We start from the raw sequence: 18,358 nt of genomic DNA, 5'->3' as shown, positions 1-18,358 counted from the left end.
CGAAGAACGGCTTGCTGCCAACAATGCCAAAGATGACTTAGCGTGTCTGTCGTATGGCGCTAAGCCGGGCTCGGACGCCTATGTAAACTGTCGTGCTCAGCTTGAAGGGTCACGGAGGCAGGCTGATGCAGCCGAAGACGCAGCTATAGATGTAAAGCGCGCTGTCCGCCAGGAAGCCCGACGAGCCGCTTGCGATAACCGAGCTTTGGCTATCAAACATCGAGCGACTACCGCTTAGGTTGAGCTAAACGCAGATGGTACCCCTATTGGCTTGATCGCCGTTTAATAGAACATGCGGGCTGTTCGAGCGGACCATTCGATTGATCCCTTTTGTACAGTTCTCGCTCCATCCCAGAACAAAGGCGTTTGCGTCGGTGCGACTGCGTTAGCAATTGTATCCGATAATCTGCCCCAGGTTCGCGGTGCCGCTTGGTTGTAACAACTCGCGGCACGCGATGCCGAGACTTGCATAGTCCGGGGAAGCGGCGGGCGAGGGGGGCATTCCGTTCGCCACCGCGCATGTCACCTATCGGAACAATCAAGCCGCCTGATTCAGCTTCTTGAACACTGCTTTGGATGATGCATGAGCATATCTGAGCAGCATTGTTGCATCTCGGTGACCGCTTATCGTTGCGACCTCTGGAATAGTCAGTCCTAGCTCGAAGAACCGACTGATGGCTTCGTGGCGTAGGTCATGAAATCGCAAGTCGCTGATTCCGGCACGCTCCGTAATGCGATCCCAAGCCAAATGTATTGCGTTACCCGTCTTCGAAAACACGCGCCCGTCGATCGAGCATCGCTTTGGCAATGCCTTGATTGCATCATTCGAAAGCGGAATCGTTCTCGCGTGACCATTCTTGGTAACGGGAATGGTCAAGAGCCGCCTTTTGGTATCGAGGTCTTTCCACTGCATTCTGGCGATCTCGCCTCTCCTCATACCGGTAGCGAGCGCCAACTGGATTATTTGCACAATTTCGGAACGTCGGCATGAGCGAGCCGCTTTCATTATCTTGTTCAGTTCTCCCGGATTCAGTCGCCGAGTGCGCATGCGCAATTTCGCGGAGAAGCGCAGCGCCTTGATAGGATTCTCCTTGATCGGGATCGCCCAATCGCGCTTTGCGATTTCAAACATGTGCTGGACTGGGTTCAACTGGCGCTTAAGGGTTGTAGGGGCAACGCAAGCCAGCCGCCGGTCGCGATAGCGTGCGAAGTCGGCGGGGCGCAACACAGAGAGCGGCAGTTTGCAGATTGGATCGAGGAGCATCCGCGCGAGCACGGCGTCTTCAATCTTCCCGCCCCGCTTCTTGGGCGTCATCTCTTTGCGGTAGCGGGTGATGAGGTCGGCCAGCTTAACGGTCTTGAGAACGCTACCATCGGCGGGCAGTTCAGACCGGTCGGCCTGAATCTCCATTTGCCTTGCCCAAGCGTCCGCGTCCTTCCTCCTCAGGAAGGACTTGGACACGGCCCCCGAGCCTACCCGCCTGACCTGAACCTGCCATTTTTTGCCTCGTTGCCGAATTGTGGCCATGTGTTTTCTCGCTGTGACACCGTTGTGACAGCGAGTTTTCCGAGGCGCTGGAAGGAGGGCTCAGATCGCCGAAACGCCCTAAATTGAGGGCTTTCCAGACTGGCGCACCCGACACGATTCGAACGTGTGACCTTTGCCTTCGGAGGGCAACGCTCTATCCAGCTGAGCTACGGGTGCTAGTGGAGTGTTCATTAGCCGATTGGCGCGGGGCGGGCAACCGCTTCTCGATGGAAGCGAGCTTCAAGCCGTTTTGCGCCTGACCGGGGCCGGAACCGCCTCTCCGTCGCGGGTGGCGATTTCGGCAAGCACCCGTTCGGCGCAGACGACGCGGTTGCGGCCGAGGCGTTTGGCGACATAGAGCGCCTCGTCGGCGGCACCGAGCAGCCGGTCCGGGCCGCCGTCGGTCCCGTCAGGAATATGGCTGGCAACGCCGACGCTGAGGGTGACGTGATCGCCGGCGCCCATTGCGCCATGGGTGATCGCCAAGGCCATCACGGCGCAGCGGATCGCCTCGGCCACCATGCAGGCGCTGTCGCAATCCATGTCGGGGAGGATCAGCGCAAACTCCTCGCCGCCATAGCGGCTGGCGAGGTCGAGCGGGCGCACCGCGTGCCGGTTGACGACGGAAGCGACCGCGCGCAGGCACTCGTCGCCGCTCTGATGGCCGTGCTGGTCGTTGAACAGCTTGAAATGATCGACGTCGACGAACAGCAGCGCCAGCGGTTTCTGCGTGCGCTGGGCGCGGGCCCATTCGCCGAGCAGCATCTGGTCGAAGGCGCGGCGGTTCGACAGGCCGGTCAGCCCGTCCTTGGTGGCGAGCTCCTTCAGCGCCGTCTCGGCGCGTTTCTGGTCGGTGAGGTCGCGCAGCGTCTCCACCACCGCGATCAGGTTGCCGGCCTCGTCGTGGATAGGCCCGGCGTCGATGGCGAGATAGAGTTGGCTGCCGAGCTTGGGCATCACGCACCAGTTCTCCGCGGAGAAGCCGAGGCCGTTGTGGCCGCGCACGGCATACTCCGAATAGTACTCCGGCAACTGCTCGGGCCGGTCGAGGGCGACGAGGTCGGCAAGGCAAGGGCGCTTCGTCTCGTAGAACGCCTGCCAGTGCTTGCTGGTGCCGATCACTTCGGCGGCTCCGACGCCGGTCAGCCGCTCGCAAGCCCTGTTCCAGATCACGACGCGGCGCTTCGGGTCGATCACGAAGGTCGGCACCACGAGGTGCTGCATCAGCCGCACGGCGTAGGAATCGGCGACATCGAGCGTCTTCGCAGCGTTCTTGCGCGACTTCGGCATCAGGCCACCGCAGCCACGGGCAAGGCCCCGGGCGAGCCATCGCCGGCGCCGAACAGCTTGCGCACCTCGCTGGCAGGCTTCGGTGCACTGAACAGATAGCCCTGCATTTGCGTGCAGCCGAGCGCGCGCAGCATGTCGCGCTGCGCTTCGGTCTCGACGCCCTCAGCGACCGTGGTCATGCTGCTGGCGGCCGCGATGTTCACCACCGCCTGCACGATGACGGGCGAGCCGGTGGCCTCGGCGATGTCGACGACGAAGCAGCGGTCGATCTTGATCTTGTCGAACGGGAAGCGCTTCAGATAGCTCAGCGAGGAATAGCCGGTGCCGAAATCGTCGAGCGCGATGCGCACGCCGATCGACCGCAACTGGTGCAGGATCGAGAGCGCCGCCTCGTCGTCGCGGATCAGCACGGCCTCGGTGATCTCGAGCTCGAGCCGGCGCGGGTCGAGCCCGGAGGCGGCAAGCGCACCCGCGATCCGCAGCGCCAGCGTGTCGCATTTGAGCTGCACGGGCGAGACGTTGACCGCGACGCGCACATGCGCCGGCCAGGTCGCGGCCTCGTTGCAGGCCATGCGCAGCACCCAGTCGCCGAGCTCGTTGATCAGGCCGGTGTCCTCGGCGACCGGAATAAACTCGGCCGGCGACACCATGCCGCGCTCGGGATGGCGCCAGCGCAGCAGCGCCTCGCAGCCGGACACTTCGTTGGTGCGCAGGTCGACCAGGGGCTGATAGTGGATCTCGAAGCCGCCGTTCACCAGGGCCTGGCGCAAATCCTGTTCCATGCTGAGGCGCGCCTTGGCGCTGGCGTCCATCGCCGGCTCGAAGAAGCGGTGGGTGCGGCGGCCTTCGGCCTTGGCGCCGTACATCGCGAGGTCGGCGTTCTTGATGAGTTGATCGAGGTCCGAGCCGTCCTGCGGCGCCAGCGCAATGCCGATGCTGGCATCGGTCGAGAGCTGGTGGCCGAGGCAATGATAGGGCTGGCGGATCGCCTGGTAGATCTTCGTCACGAAGGACAGCACGTCCGCGGGGGACTGAATCCCGGTCTGGATCACCGCGAACTCGTCGCCGCCGAGCCGCGCGATCAGGTCGCCCTGCGTCAGGCAACCGCGCAGCCGGGCCGCGATCGCCTTCAACAGCTCGTCGCCGACATGGTGGCCGAGCGAATCGTTGATGCCCTTGAATTCGTCGACGTCGATGTAAAGCAGCGCGAACTGGCAGCCGTCCGCGACATGCGCAAGCTGGCGTTCGATCTGCTCGCGGAACAGCGTGCGGTTCGGCAGGTCGGTCAGCGCGTCGTAATGCGCCATATGCGCGATCTTCTCGTCGGCACGCCGACGCTCGGTGACGTCGTCGACGACATTGATGATGTAGCGAGGCTCGCCCGACCCGTCGCGGATGCCAATCCGGGTGGATGTGATGTAGCGCCGTCCGATGCTCGGCGTGGTCCACACGTGCTCGTCCAGGAACAGCCCGTCCGGCGATTGCAGCAGCTTGTCGTCGTCGCGGGTGATGATCCCGGCGGTCTCTGCCGGATAGAGATCGAATGCCGTCTTGCCGACGATCGTCTTGCTGGTTTCGCCGAGTTCTTGCTCGGCCACCTGATTGGCCAGCAGGTAGCGCCGCGTGCGGGCGTCCTTCACGGTGATCCGAGACGGGATATGGTCGATGATCTCGCGCAGGAAGGTGTAGTTGCGGTCGCGCTCCTGTTCGAGCTTGCGGCGCTCGGTGATCTCTTCGATGGTGGCGACCCATCCGCCCTGTGCGAGCGGCGTGTTGATGACCTGGAAGGCGCGACCGTTGGCCAACTGATGGATCAGGGTCGAGACCGTGCCCTCGGCGACGACCCGCATGACCTCGGCGCAAAACGCTTCGACGTCGCCGTCGAACGCGCCGCGCTGCTTGCGATGATACATCGCCTCGCGGATGTGACAGCCGGGCTTGATGACGTCGTGCGACAGGCCGAACATGTCGGCGTAGCGGCGGTTGCAGGTGACGATGTATCCGGCGGCGTCGTACAGGACCAGCCCCTGCGACATGTTGTTGAGGGCGGTGTCGAGCCGCAGCCGCTCCGCCTCGATCCGCTGCTGGGCCTCGCGGTTCTGCCGGTTGATCTGGCGAATGATCAGATAGAGGATCAGCGCGATCACGCCGGCCGCGAAGCTTGCCGTGGCCACCATGAAGCCGGTTTGCTGCCGCCAGTCCGCAAGCGCCGCTGCCGTGGTGTTGGTGGCGATGATGACCAGCGGGAAATGCCTCAGCGACGCAGCCGAGCCGAGCCGCTCCTCGCCGGTGACGGGGCTCCTGCCGCGGAGCGTCTGCTGACCGCCTTCGGCCAGCACTTTCTGCATCAGCGGCCCGTCCTTGAAGTTCCGCCCGATCAGCTCCTCGGCGTGCGGATAGCGCGCCAGCATCTTGCCCTCGCGATCGAACAGCGAGATGGCCGTGCCGTCGGCGAGCGCGACCGAAGCGAAATATTGCTGATAGCTGTTCGGGTCGATCCGCCGCACCATGGCGCCGAGGAATGTGCCGTCCGCGCCGCGCAGCCGGCGTGCGACGACCGTGGTCCATTTGCCGATGATGAGGCTGCGGACCGATTCCAGGATGACCGGCTCGGCCGCCGGGTCGAACTTGAACGACTGGAAATAGGCGCGCGAGGAGATGTTGATCTTGGGCAGCGGCTGGGCCCGCGACCAGTTGATCAGATCGCCCTCGGCATCGTAGATCGCGATGTCGCCGAGATACGACACGGAGCTGATCTTGCTGCGCAGCATCTGGTTTGGCGCAGGCCCGGACATGCGCTCGCGGAACATCGCAGGCGAGGTGATCTCCGCCAGGTTCATCTGCCCGATCAGGTCGGCGGCGACGACGTCGGAATCCTCGAACTGCTGATCGAAATGACGCGCGATCAGCTTCACCGTGTTTTCAAGCTCGCGTTCGCGGTTGGCGAGGGTCCGCTCGCGAAACTCGCCGACGGCGATGGCCGTGGCGATGAAGATTCCCGCGACCAGAAGCACGCCGCACAGGGTCAGCCACAGGACGGGACCACGGCGCGCCAAGGCCTCCCAGCCGTTTCTCGCGGCTCGAGACATTCCGCCTGCTACGCTGGCAAAGACCTGGCGCATTCCCCCTCGCTGGAGGGCCACGCATACACCGCACAAATGGCGCAAACCTTAGGAAAGCCAGTTACCTAAGCATTAATCCGGCTCGTGTGATCGCATCCATCCTGGCGCTGCGCCCATCCACGCGCCGGTTGTGTCGCGCGCGCCGCCATCGCGGCGCCGCATCGTGAATCATCGGTTAATGCGAGGCGCCGGCGGGCTTCTTGCCGCCACCATGGCGCAGCCGTCCGACCACGCCGGTCGGGAAAAAATAGACGCTGGCGATGAACAGCAGCCCGAGCCACAGCAGCCAGCGGTCGGGATGCAACAGCCCAGGCAGCAGCGGCAGCCCGGCTTCGTCCGCCGCCTTGGAGGCGACGCCCATCAGCGACTGCAGATAGTTCTGGGCGAGGATGAAGATGGTGGCGCCGATGATCGCGCCGTAGATCGTGCCCATGCCGCCGATCACCACCATCAGCAGGATATCCAACATGATCGAGAAGCTCAGCGAGGTGTCGGGACCGGCATAGCGCAGCCACAGCGCATTCAGGATGCCGGCGCTGGCCGCGACGAGGGCGGCGAGGCAGTTGGCGTAGGTGAGGTGGAACACGGTGCGGAAGCCGAGCGCCTCGGCGCGAAAGCGGTTCTCGCGGATCGCCTGCAGCACGCGCCCGAACGGCGAGTTCACCACGCGGAGCAGAGCCAGGATCATCAGGCCTGAGATCGCGAACACCAGATAGAAGGTCAGGATGCGGCCGTTGATCTCGAAGCCGAACAGGTTCTTGGAGATCAGCACCGTGCCGGGGCGCAGCAGCTCCGGCAGCTGGAAGCTGCGCCCGTCCTCACCACCGGTCAGCCAGGACAGCTGCGAGGCCAGCACCTGGAAGGCCGAGGCGACCGCGAGCGTGATCATGGCGAAGAAGATCGCCGCGACCCGCAGCGAGAACAGCCCGATGGCGAGCGCAAGCAGGGCTGCGAGCGGCAGGCCGGCGACGATGCCGGTGGCGACTGCGGCCCAGTTCGGACCCATGCCGTACAGCGCGATCGCGATCGCGTAGCTGCCGATGCCGTAGAACATGGTGTGGGCGAACGACACCGAGCCGGTATAGCCGAGCAGGAGATCGTAGGAGGCGACGAGGGTTGCGAAGATGCAGATCTTGGCCGCGACGTTCAGCGCCTTGGCGCCCGGGAACAGGAATGGCGTTGCCGCCAGCGCCAGGATGATGACGACGAGAACGAGCGTCAGGACGCGGCTGCGCGGCGGATCGCCTGAGAGGATCATCATCGGCTGGTCACCGCATAGAGGCCGCGCGGCCGCCACATCAGAATGGCGACCATCAGCAGGATGTTGGAGACGAGGGCGAGCTTCGGCACCAGGAAGCCGCCGTAATTGGCCACCATGGCGACGAGGATGGCGCCGATGAAGCAGCCGCCGATCGATCCCAGCCCGCCGATGATGACGACGATGAAGATCAGGACGGTGAGATCGTCGCTCATGGAGGCGTGCACCTGCTCGCGATAGAGCGCCCACATCACGCCCCCGAGGCCGGCCAGCGCCGATCCGGTCATGAACACGCCGAGGAACAGGCGGCGGATGCGATAGCCGAGCGCCTCCACCATCTCGCGGTTCTCGACGCCGGCGCGGATCAGGAGGCCGAGCTTGGTGCGGTTGAGCACGAGCTGGATCGCGATGAAGACGCCGAGCCCGATCAGCATCGCCAGCACGCGGTACTTGGCGATCGCGACGTCGCCGATGATGAAGGAGCCGCGCAGCGAGGCCGGCAGCGGCATCGGGATGATCTGCGGTCCCCACAGCGCATAGAGCGTCTGCTCGGCGACGATCAGGCCACCGGTCGTCATCAGGATCTGCTTCAGGTGCTGGCCGTAGACGGGGAGGATCAGCACGCGTTCGACGACGAGGCCGAGCGCGCCTGACACCGCCATCGAGAGCAGGGCGGCCGGGGCCAGCACCGCAAGGTTCGTTAGAAGCGAGTCGGCCTGGATGGACGCCGCGAACGGCGCCAGCACCAGGGTGGCGACATAGGCACCGACGGCGATAAAGGCGCCGTGGCCGAAATTGAGCACGTCCATCAGGCCGAACACCAGCGTTAGCCCTGAGGCCATGATGAAGATCATCATGCCCATGGCGAGGCTCGCGACGGTCAGGGTCAGCCAGGACGAGGTCGATCCGATCAGCGGGATCATCAGCAGCGCGAGCGCCACCGGCAGCAGGATCGGCGCGAGATCGCGCTTCGGTTTCGGCAGCGGATCGGTTGCGGCAAGGTCTGTCACTGATGCGCCTCCAGGCTCAGGCCGAGCAGCCGCTCCTGCAGCGGCACGTCGGCGGCGAGTGCCGCCATCTCGCCGCGATGAACGATGGTGCCGTTGTCCATCACCAGCACGTTGTCGCCGAGCTCGCGGGCGGCAAAGAAATTCTGCTCGACCATCAGGATCGTCGCGCCCTTGCGCTTGATCTCCTTCAGGCACTCGATCAGCGCCATCACGATGGCGGGCGCGAGGCCCTTGGTCGGCTCGTCGATCAGGAGCAGCTTGCGCGGCTCGACGATGGCGCGGGCGATGGACAACATTTGTTTCTGTCCGCCCGACAGGCTTCCCGCGCGCGACAGCCAGAAGCGGCGCAGCGCCGGGAAAAAGCCGAAGATCCAATCCAGCTGCTTGTCGTCGAGCGGCGCGTCGCGCGCCGCCAGCACCAGGTTCTCCTTCACCGTGAGATCGGAGAACACTGCCATGCTCTCCGGCACGTAGCCGACGCCGATCCGCGCGATGTCGGGCGTCGCAAGGCTCTCGATGCGCTGGCCTGCCAGGGTAATCTCGCCTTTCGAGGCCTGCCACAGCCCCATGATGGTGCGCAGCGTCGTGGTCTTGCCGGCGCCGTTGCGGCCGAGCAGCATCGTGACCTGTCCTTCCGCAACGGCGAGATCGATGCCCTGCAGGATGTGATAGCGCCCGATATGGGTGTGCACGCCGGAAAGCTTGAGGAGATCGCTCATGCTGCGCTCCCTGCAGTGGTCTCTGCAGCGTTCTTCGGCGCGACGCCGAGATAGGCTTCCTGCACGATCGGCGAGGCGATCACCTCCGCAGGTACGCCGTCCGCCACCAGCTGCCCGTTGTGCAGCACGATGATGCGGTCGGCGAGCGAGCGCACCACGTCCATCTTGTGCTCGACCAAGAGGATGATCTTGCTCCTGTCCTGCTTGAGCTGCGCGATCAGGTTCAGGACGATCGGCACCTCGTCGATGCTCATGCCGGCTGTCGGTTCGTCGAACATGAAGACTTTTGGCTCGAGCGCGATCATCAGCGCCACCTCGAGCTTGCGCTGGTCGCCATGCGACAACGCGGTCGCAGTGACGCCGCGGCGATTGCCGAGCGCGACCTGGTCGAGAATGGCGTCGGCGCGCGCGATGAGGTCGCGGCGCACCGTCCAGGGCCGCAGCATGTCGTAATGCGTGCCGTTCGCCGCCTGCACCGCCAGGCGGACATTCTCTTCCACTGAGAGGTTCGGGAAGAGATTGGTGAGCTGGAACGCGCGTCCGAGGCCCGCACGGGTGCGCATCGGCGCGGAATGCTCGGTGATGTCGGTGCCGTCGAACAGGATGCTGCCGCCGGATGCCCGCAGCTGGCCCGAGATCAGATTGAAATAGGTGGTCTTGCCGGCGCCGTTCGGCCCGACGATGGCGGTCAGCTCGCCCGGGCGAAACGTGCAGGAGACATTGTTGACCGCGACATGGCCGCCGAAGCGGATGGTGAGGTCGCGGGTTTCGAGGCTGAGCGGCATTCAGAATCTACAAATGAGGAAACGGCGATATATCCGCGGGCGCGGTGCGCTCCCTCCCCCGCTCTTGTCCGCCGAAGCCTTAGCGAAGGCGGATGCGGGGGAGGGCTGGGGAGAGGGCTATCTCCGCAGGCGAGAACCCCCAAGAGGTGAGAGCCCTCTCCCGGCCTCTCCCGCAAGCGGGAGAGGTGAAGCAAGAAAAATCAGCGCTTGTTCTTGATCGGAACGTCCATGTCCTCGATCTTCAGCTCGCGCACCGGCTCGAGCACGGCCCAGGCGACGTTCGGATCGACCTTGACCTTGAAGTGATACATGCTCTGCAGCGCCTGATGGTCTTCCTTGCGGAACACCATCTTGCCCTTCGGCGTGTCGAACTCCAGGCCCTCCATCGCGCTGATCAGCTTCTCGGTGTCGGTCGACTTCGCCTTGGTGACGGCGGCGACGACGGACATCGCGGCGGCAAAACCGCCCGCGGTGAAGAAGTCCGGCGGCGCGTTGAAGCGCTTCTGGTGCTCGGCAACCAGCCAGTCGTTCACCGGGTTCTTCGGGATCTCGTAGAAATAATAGGTCGCGCCCTCCATGCCGGGCATCCCCTTATAGGCGGCGAGCGCCGGCAGGATGTTGCCGCCGGTGGACAGCTCGATGCCGTAGCGCTTGGGATCCATGTCCTGCAGCTTGGACGGCGGATTACCGGCGCCCGCCCAGATGATCCAGATGATCTTGCGGCCCGGCTTGTCCTTCAGCGCGTCGAACAGGCGCTGGCCGACCGCGGTGAAGTCGGTGGTGTTGGCCGGAGCGTATTCCTCGGCAGCGAGCGTCGCGCCGGTCTTGGCCAGTGCCTCCTTGAAGGCGGCGACGCCGTCACGGCCGAAGGCGTAGTCCTGGGCCAGCGTCGCGACCGTCACGCCCTGCTTGCCGATCGCCACTGCGTTCGAGATCGCATCCTGCGAGGAGTTGCGCGCCGTGCGGAAGATGTAGCGATTCCACTTCTCGCCGGTAATCTGGTCCGCGACCGCGGGCTCGACGATCAGGATCTTCTTGTTTTCCTCCGCGACGGGGAGCATCGCCAGCGCCGCCGCCGACGAGGTCGTGCCGATCGCGATGTCGGCCTTGTCGTCCTGATAGGCTTCCGCGAGCGCGGCCTTGGCCAGGTCCGGCTTGCCCTGGTCGTCCTTGGTGATGATGACGATCTTGCGGCCGTCGAGCGTCATGCTGCCCTTGGTGGCATACTCAAGACCCATCTTCAGGCCGGTCTCGGTCTGCTTGGCGTAGGCTTCGAGCGGACCGGTCTTGCCGTAGATCAGCGCAATCTTGAGATCGTCGGCGAGTGCGGAGCTGCCCGCGCCGAGCGCGAGGATGGTTGTGGTTAAGATGAGTGATCGACGCACGATGGTCCCTCCTGATGTAAAGTTTCTGCCAACAGCGATTTGCACAACGTTACGAACATTGCAATTGAACCTTCCGGCCGAGTGCGCCGGCGCGTGAGCATGCATCATTTTTGAGCCTGTTCCGCTTTGCGCGCCGCGCCGGCCTCGACCTGGCGCCAGTCTGACTGCGCTTCCTCCGCGCTCTCGAAGATGTGCGGCGCGACGCCGCGCTTCTCCAGGGCTTCGCCGAGCTTGATGCGCAGGAAACCCGACGTCGTGTAGCGCGACACGCCGGAATAGAAGCGGTCGACGAGGCTGCGCACCATCGCCGAATAATCGTCCATCAGCTCCGGCAGGATGGAAAAATTGTCATAATTGACGATGGCGTAGACCCGGCGTCCGAGCGGCGCCAGGCGGGCCTCGACGATGGCAGCGATGGTGTCGATCTCCGCCTTGCTGCGCAGCGGATAGCGCTCGAGATTGACGAAGAACAGGTTCTGCTGCTCGTCCAGCGTGAAGCGCTGGTCGAGCGGGATGGTGAGCAGGCGCTCGCGCAGCTCCATCAGGCCTTCGGCGAAGATGCGCGCGTCCATCAGGGCGGGGTCGCGCGGGATCAGCGGCTTGAAGTCCATCAGGCGCAGGATGTCGCGCTCGATGTCGATGCCGGGCGCGACCTCGACGAGCTCGAGCCCGTCCGCCCGGAGCTCGAACACGCAGCGCTCGGTGACGTAAAGGGTGCGCTGCCTGCGCGCGGCGGCAAAAGGGCCGCTGAAGGTGACGTGCTCGACGCTCTCGACGAACTTGCGCGACTTGGCCTCGTCGAGAATGACGAGCTTGCCGTCCTTCACCGCAATACGCTGCTTGCCGGCGCCGAACGTGCCGACGAAGATCACTTCCTTGGCGTTCTGGCTGATGTTGATGAAGCCGCCGGCCCCGGCAAGCTTCGGCCCGAACTTGCTGACATTGAGGTTGCCGGCGCGGTCGACCTGGGCAAGCCCGAGGAAGGCGGCATCCAAACCGCCTCCGTCGTAGAAGTCGAATTGATAGGGCTGGTCGATCACCGCCTGCGTGTTGATCGCCGCGCCGAAATCGATGCCGCTCGCCGGGATGCCGCCGATCACGCCGGGCTCTGCCGTCAGCGTAATGAGATCGATGATGCGCTCTTCGTTGGCGACCGAGGCGATTCCTTCCGGCATGCCGATGCCGAGATTGACGACGCTGTTGGCTTTCAGTTCCAACGCGGCGCGCCGGGCGATGATCTTGCGCTCGCTGATCGGCATCACCGGCAGCGAGGCGGCGCGGACGCGGATCTCGCTCGAGAACGCCGGATTGTATTGCGTACCGAACGTCTGCCAGTGGTTCTCGGGCCTCGACACCACCACGCAGTCGACGAGGATGCCGGGAATCTTCACCTGACGCGGGTTGAGGCTGCCGGCCTCGGCGACACGCTCGACCTGGGCGATGACGATGCCGCCGGAATTATGCGCCGCCATGGCGATGGCGAGCGCTTCCAGCGTCAGGGCCTCCTTCTCCATGGTGAGATTGCCGTCGGGATCGCCGGTGGTGGCGCGGATGATCCCGACATCGATCGGGAAGGTCTTGTAGAGCAGGCACGCCTCGCCGCGCAGCGTGATCAGCTCCACGAGGTCCTCGGTGGTGCGTGCGTTCAGCTTGCCGCCGCCGTGCCGGGGGTCGACGAAAGTGCCCATGCCGACGCGGGTGATGTGGCCGGGCCGATGCGCGGCGATGTCGCGGAACAGGTGCGTGATGACGCCCTGCGGCAGGTTGTAGGCCTCGATCTGGTTCGCGATCGCGAGCTGCTGCAATTTCGGCGCAAGGCCCCAATGCCCGCCGATCACGCGCCGCACCAGGCCTTCATGTCCGAAATGATTGAGGCCGCGCTGCTTGCCGTCGCCCTGACCGGCCGCATAGACCAGCGTCAGATTGCGCGGCTTGCCTTGCGTATAGGGCGCATCGCCCTCGTGGGACAGATAGAGCTCCTCCAGCGCAATCGCGATCTCCTCGGCAAAGCCGATGCCGACGAAGCCGCCGGTCGCCACCGTGTCGCCGTCGCGGATCAGCATGACGGCTTCATTCGCCGAGACGACCTTGCCCTTCTCGGAATTGCGCAAGTAGGGCAGAGCTGGATGATGGCTCACGGCGTTCCTCCCGCTTCCTGGACCGTAGGCCTTGTTGTGCTTGATCTTATCGCGAAGCGCAGCCCCGGAACAGGTTGCTCCTCGCGAACGAAAGACGGCAAAGCGGAGAGCAAGGTCCGCGCCAGATCCCGCAACGTCGCGCAAAACCGCTGAAATCTGCGGCAGCTGCCTGCAATTTGTCCCGGAATGGCGCCGCGTGCGGTGTCCGGAATCCGAGACTCCGGACAGTCCCGTGTCTCGAAACTCAGACGGGCGCCGATCCCGAGGCGAGGCCGAACTTGGCGAGCTTCTTGTAGAAGGTCGCGCGCGAGATCCGCAGCATCCTGGCCGCCTCGGTGATCTGGCCGTTGCTGGCGGCGAGCGCCTGTTCGAGCGTCTGCTTCTCGAACTCGGCCTCGGCTTCGGCATAGGGCACTACCAGTCCGGCCGGGCGCTCGGCAGGTGCGAGCCTGACCTCGGTGCCAACAGGGAGAATGCGGGCAACATCCTCAGCCGTAAGCCGCCCGGAATCGCTGAGGATCAGCGCGCGTTCGAGGATGTTGCGGAGCTCGCGGACATTGCCGGGCCAATCGTAACGGGCGAGCGCGGCGAGCGCGCTCGGCGTGATCTTCGCCTTGACGTAATCGCCCGACGCGCTGATGTCGTCGAGCAGCCGGGCGCAGATGTCGGGGAGATCGTCGAGGCAGTGACGCAGCGGCGGCAGGTCGACCGAGAGCACGTTGAGACGGTAGTAGAGGTCGGCGCGAAATGCGCCGTCGCTGACACGCTTGCGCAGGTCCACATTGGTCGCGGCGATGACGCGGACGTCGACCCTGGTGATCTTGTCCGAGCCGAGCGGCTCGATCTCGCGCTCCTGGAGCACGCGCAGCAGCTTGGCCTGCAATTGCAGCGGCATCTCGCCGATCTCGTCGAGGAACAGCGTGCCGCCGTCGGCAATGCGGAATTTGCCCTCGCGTCCCCGCCGGTCGGCGCCGGTATAGGCGCCTGGCGCAGTGCCGAAGAACTCCGACTCGATCAGCGTCTCGGGGATCGCGGCGACGTTGACGCTGACGAACGGCTTGTCGGCGCGCGAGGAGGCGTTGTGGATCGCCTGTGCCAGCATCTCCTTGCCCGTTCCGGTTTCGCCGGTGAGCAGGACGGTGACGCTCTGCCGCGCGGCGCGGCTTGCGATCTCCTTGGCCCGTGTGATGGCCGGCGTCGTGCCGACGAAATCGGCGAAGGTGAAGCGCGCCGCGCGGGCGTTGGACAATTGCCGCCGCGCCAGCCGCAGATCGCTCTCGAGCTGGGCAACGCGTGCGAGCAGGGGCTTCAGGCTTTCGAGATGATCATAGAGCACGAAGCCGATCGCGCCGATCACCGTGCCGTTCTCGTCCTCGATCGGCATGCGGGTGACGACGAGCTGTTCGCCGCCGAGCTCCATGATGTCGAGCAGGATCGGCTCGCCGGTCTCGGCCACCTTCCGCATCAGGCTGTTGGGGATGACCTCCTCGATCGACCGGCCGATCGCCTCGCTGGCATGGTCGAGACCGAGCGCGGCAAGATATTTCTCGTTGACGTAGACGACGCGCCCGCCGCGATCGATCGCAATCGCGCCCTCGCAGAGCTTCTCCAGCCGCTCGAACAGCGTCTCCATCGCGCGCGCACGGAGATAGGCGGGATCGCTGATCGAGGAGGCGGCGGCAGGCATGAGATACCTCGGGGAGGTTCGCCCCGTGTATTAGCAAAAGTGTAGCGATTTCAAAGGGGGAAATGGCGCCAAAGGAGGAATGGGCGCTGAACCCGGCTCAGCAATCGCTGTCGTCCCGGGGCGCGCCGCCCCTACCGCCGATACGCGCTCGCCCGCGAATAGCCCTGGCGGTTCTGCTGCGCCGGGCGGCTTGACACGCTGACCCGGGCCTCGCTCGAGGACGGCGTTGCGAGCTTCAGCTCCTCCAGGAAGATCGGTCGGGAGAAATAATAGCCCTGCGCGTAGCGAATCTTGGTCGCCGCCTGCAGATAGGCCAGCTCCTCGTAGGATTCGAGGCCTTCGGCGATCACCGTCATGCCGAGCGCCTCGCTCAAGGATTCGATCGCGCGCAGGATGCCCTGGCTGCGCGGGCGCTTATGGATGTCGGTGATGAAGGAGCGGTCGATCTTGATCTCGTCGGCGGTGATGTCGGCCAGCGCCGAGAGCGAGGAATAGCCGGTGCCGAAATCGTCGATGGAGATGCCGACGCCGAGCTTGCGGAACATCGGCAGGATTTCGGTCTGAAAATGATTCTTGGCGACGAAAGCATCTTCCGTCACCTCGATCATGAACCGCTGCGGAAAGCCGGTCTCCTCCAGCGCCTGCGCAAAGCTGCGCATGAACTCGGGATTGCCGGCCTGCTTGGCGGCGACATTGATGCTGATGGTCGCTTCCGGGCCGAACGTGTCGTTGATCAGGTCGATCGACTTGACGATCTCGGCGAGCACGAGATGGGTCAGCTCGTCGATCAGGCCGAGCTCGCCGGCAAGATTGATGAACGAGCCGGGCGCCTGGATCACGCCTTCGTCGTCGCGCAGGCGCACCAAGGCCTCGATGCCCTTCACCGCCTGGGTGCGGATGTCGACCTTGGACTGGAAGGCGCAGCAGAAGCGCTTTTCCAGGATGGCGAGCCGCAGCGACTGCTCGACCTGCATCCGCGCCTGTGCCTCGCGCTCCATGCTGGCATCGAAGAAGGCGGCCAGTCCCTTGCCGTTGTTCTTGATGCGGTACATCGCGATATCGGCGTTCTGCCGCAGCGTCTCGAAGCTTTGTCCATGGTCGGGATAGAGGCTGATGCCGACCGAGGTCGAGGCGAATACTTCCGAATTGTCGATGAAGAACGGCGCGGTCAGCCGCTCCAGCGTCGATTGCATGAATTCGGCGACTTCCTCCTGGCTCTGGATCGGTGACAGCAGCAGCAGGAATTCGTCGCCCGAGATGCGCGAGAGCATGTCGGAATCGCGCAAGTCCCGTCCGAGCCGCTTCGCCAGCTCGACCAGCAGCGCGTCGCCCACGGCGTGGCCGTAATAGTCGTTGATGTGCTTGAAATTGTCGACGTCGAGAAAGGCCAGCGCAAAACGTTCGCCGCTGCGGTCGCGCGCGAGCAGGGCATTGGCGCGGTGCTCGATCACGCGGCGCGAGGGCAGCCCGGTCAGCTCGTCGAAATAGGCCGAGCGGAACAGCTGGTCCTCGAAATTCTTCTGCTCGGTGATGTCGGAGGATGCCGAGATCAGCAGCTCGCGTCCGTCGAGACGAACGGGGCGATGGGTCGTGAGCAGCACCTTTCGCGCAGCGCCGACGTGAATCGCTTCCTCGGTCACGACGGGCTGCCCGTCGTTCAGGGCCTGGCGGCAGGCTTCGCGCCGCGGCGTGAGATCGGGTGAAGGACGGCTGCCGTCCAGGCCGAGCTGCGCGGCGGCGGCATCGTTGACCAGCAGCAGCTCGCCATGCGCGTCCTGCACGGTGAGGCCGGCCGGCAGCATTCTAACGATTTCCTTGAGAAAACCGAGCTCGGCTTCAGTCGCGCCGGAATATTGATTGTCGTTCATAGAAGTCATGAATCTTGTTGTTTCAGCGCGCCTTTGCAATGGGCGCGATCTTGCGCGGTCCGCTCTTAAGTTTGGTTAAGGGGTCCGGAGAAATACGGGGGTGTTTTGGAGAAAAGTTGCGACGATCCGACGCGCGCTGGCGATCGTCATTAACAGAGCGTCAACGCGCTCGGTGAAACAGCGGACGAGGTATGCGCGTGGGAGCGATTTCGCCTGCGGCCATCCTTCGAGACACCCGCCGCTGGCGGGCCCTCAGGATGAGGACCGGAGTGCGCTGCGCGATATTACCCGAGCGCCGATGCCGATTAGCCTCATCCTGAGGAGACCGCGAAGCGGTCGTCTCGAAGGACGAGGCGCTTGCTCAGGTCGCGCAAGTGCCACATGCGATTGCGCCACCGCGCAGGCGGGGAGGAGCACACCTTGCATGTTGCGACGTTCTATTCGCTTCGTGGAATTCGACACTGCATGATGCAATGCAGCCCGGTTTTCAGATACGAGATCTCGGTTTTGCCGTCGAACGCCGACAGCGCCGATTTCAAGAGCTTGGTGCCGAAGCCGGGCTCGGACACCTTGTCCACGCTCGGTCCTTCGGTTTCGTCCCAGGTGATCGTCAGGCGGTCGTCGGTGATCGTCCATGACACCTGCAACAGACCGCGCGGCGCGGAGAATGCGCCGTACTTGCCTGCATTGGTGGCAAGCTCGTGAAACATCAATGACAGCGTGACGGCGAGCTTGGGCGGCAGGAACAGCCGCTCGCCGTTGAGCGTGAAGCGGACATGGCCGTAAGGCCCGAGCTCGGAGATCAGAAGATCGCGGATGTCGCAGCCGGCTTTGTCGATCCGCGAGATCAAATCATCGGTTGCGGCCAGCGAGCGTAGCCGCGGATCGACCCGGGCCCAGACCTGCGGCTGGTCGTGCAACACCTGATGCACCACGGCATGCACCGTCGACAGCTTGTTCTTCAGCCGATGCTGGAGCTCCTCAACCAGCAGCTTGCGATAATCTTCTTCCTCGATCAGGCGTCTGGAAATTCGGCGCTGCTCGGCCAGCATGGTGCGATAGTGCTCGACACCCCAGATGGTGATCGCGCACACGGCCCAGTAAAGCGCCAGCAGGACAAACCGCGCGCGATCGGCAAACGCATCGCCGAAATTCAGCGCGACGCCGAGCACGCCGCCGACGAGCGCCGTCACGATGCCGATCCGGAATCCGCCCAGGGCCGCAGCAAAGAACACGGCCGGGAAGTACGGCGTGAAATAGATGTCGGGACGAACCTGAGCGAGGCCCCAGCGGACCAGGGTTGCAGCCAACAGGCAGACCACCGCAAAGCCGATGCTCAGAGCGAGCGAGGGTGGCGCCGCACCCTGCCAGCCCTTGCGGAACTCCTCGATCAGCTTCCTCATGCGCTGCCTGGTTGCGATAGGCGTTCGACGATCGAGCGGCCCGTGAGGATGTTACGCATGCCGCCCATACAAGCATAGCTTGCCTTGTCGGAAGCGGGCAGGAATAGTAACCGCTGCGGCGACGGCGGCGGCCGGCATTCGCCATTTGGCATCAAATCACTCGAA

General features: G+C 64.4%; 12 protein-coding genes and 1 tRNA gene. All 13 read right to left on the bottom strand.

Annotated features, from left to right (window positions below; translation table 11 throughout):
• Nucleotides 1-538: 538 nt before the first annotated feature.
• The 13 genes from P0R31_RS25685 to P0R31_RS25625 all read right to left on the bottom strand — a co-directional run bounded on the left by P0R31_RS25685 (nt 539) and on the right by P0R31_RS25625 (nt 18,193).
• On the bottom strand, nt 539-1,411 hold the full coding sequence (locus P0R31_RS25685; protein ID WP_275517106.1) for a site-specific integrase: 873 nt from the start codon (nt 1,409-1,411) through the stop codon (nt 539-541).
• A 217-nt stretch (nt 1,412-1,628) separates the two neighbouring features.
• A tRNA-Arg gene (locus P0R31_RS25680) sits at nt 1,629-1,705 on the bottom strand.
• A 63-nt stretch (nt 1,706-1,768) separates the two neighbouring features.
• Nucleotides 1,769-2,818 (bottom strand): sensor domain-containing diguanylate cyclase, encoded by a 1,050-nt coding sequence (locus P0R31_RS25675; protein WP_275517104.1) that lies wholly within the window; start codon nt 2,816-2,818, stop codon nt 1,769-1,771.
• Nucleotides 2,818-5,907 (bottom strand): bifunctional diguanylate cyclase/phosphodiesterase, encoded by a 3,090-nt coding sequence (locus P0R31_RS25670; protein WP_430516860.1) that lies wholly within the window; start codon nt 5,905-5,907, stop codon nt 2,818-2,820. Before P0R31_RS25670 ends, P0R31_RS25675 begins: the two co-directional genes overlap by 1 nt.
• A 208-nt stretch (nt 5,908-6,115) precedes the next feature.
• On the bottom strand, nt 6,116-7,201 hold the full coding sequence (locus tag P0R31_RS25665) for a branched-chain amino acid ABC transporter permease (RefSeq protein ID WP_275517101.1): 1,086 nt from the start codon (nt 7,199-7,201) through the stop codon (nt 6,116-6,118).
• Nucleotides 7,198-8,208 carry a branched-chain amino acid ABC transporter permease gene (locus tag P0R31_RS25660; protein WP_275517100.1) on the bottom strand — a complete coding sequence of 337 codons (1,011 nt, stop codon included), beginning with the start codon at nt 8,206-8,208 and terminating at the stop codon, nt 7,198-7,200. Before P0R31_RS25660 ends, P0R31_RS25665 begins: the two co-directional genes overlap by 4 nt.
• The gene (locus P0R31_RS25655) at nt 8,205-8,927 is read right to left on the bottom strand and encodes an ABC transporter ATP-binding protein (protein ID WP_275517098.1); all 723 of its coding nucleotides are present in this window, start codon (nt 8,925-8,927) and stop codon (nt 8,205-8,207) included. The genes P0R31_RS25660 and P0R31_RS25655 overlap by 4 nt, the downstream gene beginning before the upstream one ends.
• A complete protein-coding gene (locus P0R31_RS25650) occupies nt 8,924-9,712 on the bottom strand; it encodes an ABC transporter ATP-binding protein (RefSeq protein ID WP_275517097.1) in 789 nt (262 codons plus the stop codon). The genes P0R31_RS25655 and P0R31_RS25650 overlap by 4 nt, the downstream gene beginning before the upstream one ends.
• A 200-nt stretch (nt 9,713-9,912) precedes the next feature.
• Nucleotides 9,913-11,097 (bottom strand): substrate-binding domain-containing protein, encoded by a 1,185-nt coding sequence (locus P0R31_RS25645; protein ID WP_275517096.1) that lies wholly within the window; start codon nt 11,095-11,097, stop codon nt 9,913-9,915.
• Between the two features lie 104 nt (nt 11,098-11,201).
• Entirely contained in the window at nt 11,202-13,235 is a 2,034-nt protein-coding gene (locus tag P0R31_RS25640; RefSeq protein ID WP_275517095.1) for an acyl CoA:acetate/3-ketoacid CoA transferase, read from the bottom strand.
• Nucleotides 13,236-13,479: 244 nt separating this feature from the next.
• Complete coding sequence (locus P0R31_RS25635) at nt 13,480-14,922, bottom strand: sigma-54 interaction domain-containing protein (protein ID WP_275517094.1); 1,443 nt, start codon at nt 14,920-14,922, stop codon at nt 13,480-13,482.
• 131 nt (nt 14,923-15,053) lie between these two features.
• Nucleotides 15,054-16,790 (bottom strand): putative bifunctional diguanylate cyclase/phosphodiesterase, encoded by a 1,737-nt coding sequence (locus P0R31_RS25630; RefSeq protein WP_275517093.1) that lies wholly within the window; start codon nt 16,788-16,790, stop codon nt 15,054-15,056.
• Nucleotides 16,791-17,227: 437 nt separating this feature from the next.
• Complete coding sequence (locus P0R31_RS25625) at nt 17,228-18,193, bottom strand: sensor histidine kinase (RefSeq protein ID WP_275517092.1); 966 nt, start codon at nt 18,191-18,193, stop codon at nt 17,228-17,230.
• Between the last annotated feature and the right edge of the window lie 165 nt (nt 18,194-18,358).

Source organism: Bradyrhizobium yuanmingense (assembly GCF_029167105.1).
Classification (GTDB): Bacteria; Pseudomonadota; Alphaproteobacteria; order Rhizobiales; family Xanthobacteraceae; genus Bradyrhizobium; species Bradyrhizobium yuanmingense_A.
Note: the sequence above shows the minus strand (reverse complement) of the source record. Positions and strands in the feature narration are given on the sequence as shown.

Bases quoted from the DNA above. Each gene is read 5' to 3' on its own strand.
- P0R31_RS25685 (WP_275517106.1), bottom strand. From the start codon at position 1,411: ATGGAGATTCAGGCCGACCGGTCTGAACTGCCCGCCGATGGTAGCGTT.
- P0R31_RS25675 (WP_275517104.1), bottom strand. From the start codon at position 2,818: ATGCCGAAGTCGCGCAAGAACGCTGCGAAGACGCTCGATGTCGCCGAT.
- P0R31_RS25670 (WP_430516860.1), bottom strand. From the start codon at position 5,907: ATGTCTCGAGCCGCGAGAAACGGCTGGGAGGCCTTGGCGCGCCGTGGT.
- P0R31_RS25665 (WP_275517101.1), bottom strand. From the start codon at position 7,201: ATGATGATCCTCTCAGGCGATCCGCCGCGCAGCCGCGTCCTGACGCTC.
- P0R31_RS25655 (WP_275517098.1), bottom strand. From the start codon at position 8,927: ATGAGCGATCTCCTCAAGCTTTCCGGCGTGCACACCCATATCGGGCGC.
- P0R31_RS25650 (WP_275517097.1), bottom strand. From the start codon at position 9,712: ATGCCGCTCAGCCTCGAAACCCGCGACCTCACCATCCGCTTCGGCGGC.
- P0R31_RS25635 (WP_275517094.1), bottom strand. From the start codon at position 14,922: ATGCCTGCCGCCGCCTCCTCGATCAGCGATCCCGCCTATCTCCGTGCG.
- P0R31_RS25630 (WP_275517093.1), bottom strand. From the start codon at position 16,790: ATGAACGACAATCAATATTCCGGCGCGACTGAAGCCGAGCTCGGTTTT.
- P0R31_RS25625 (WP_275517092.1), bottom strand. From the start codon at position 18,193: ATGAGGAAGCTGATCGAGGAGTTCCGCAAGGGCTGGCAGGGTGCGGCG.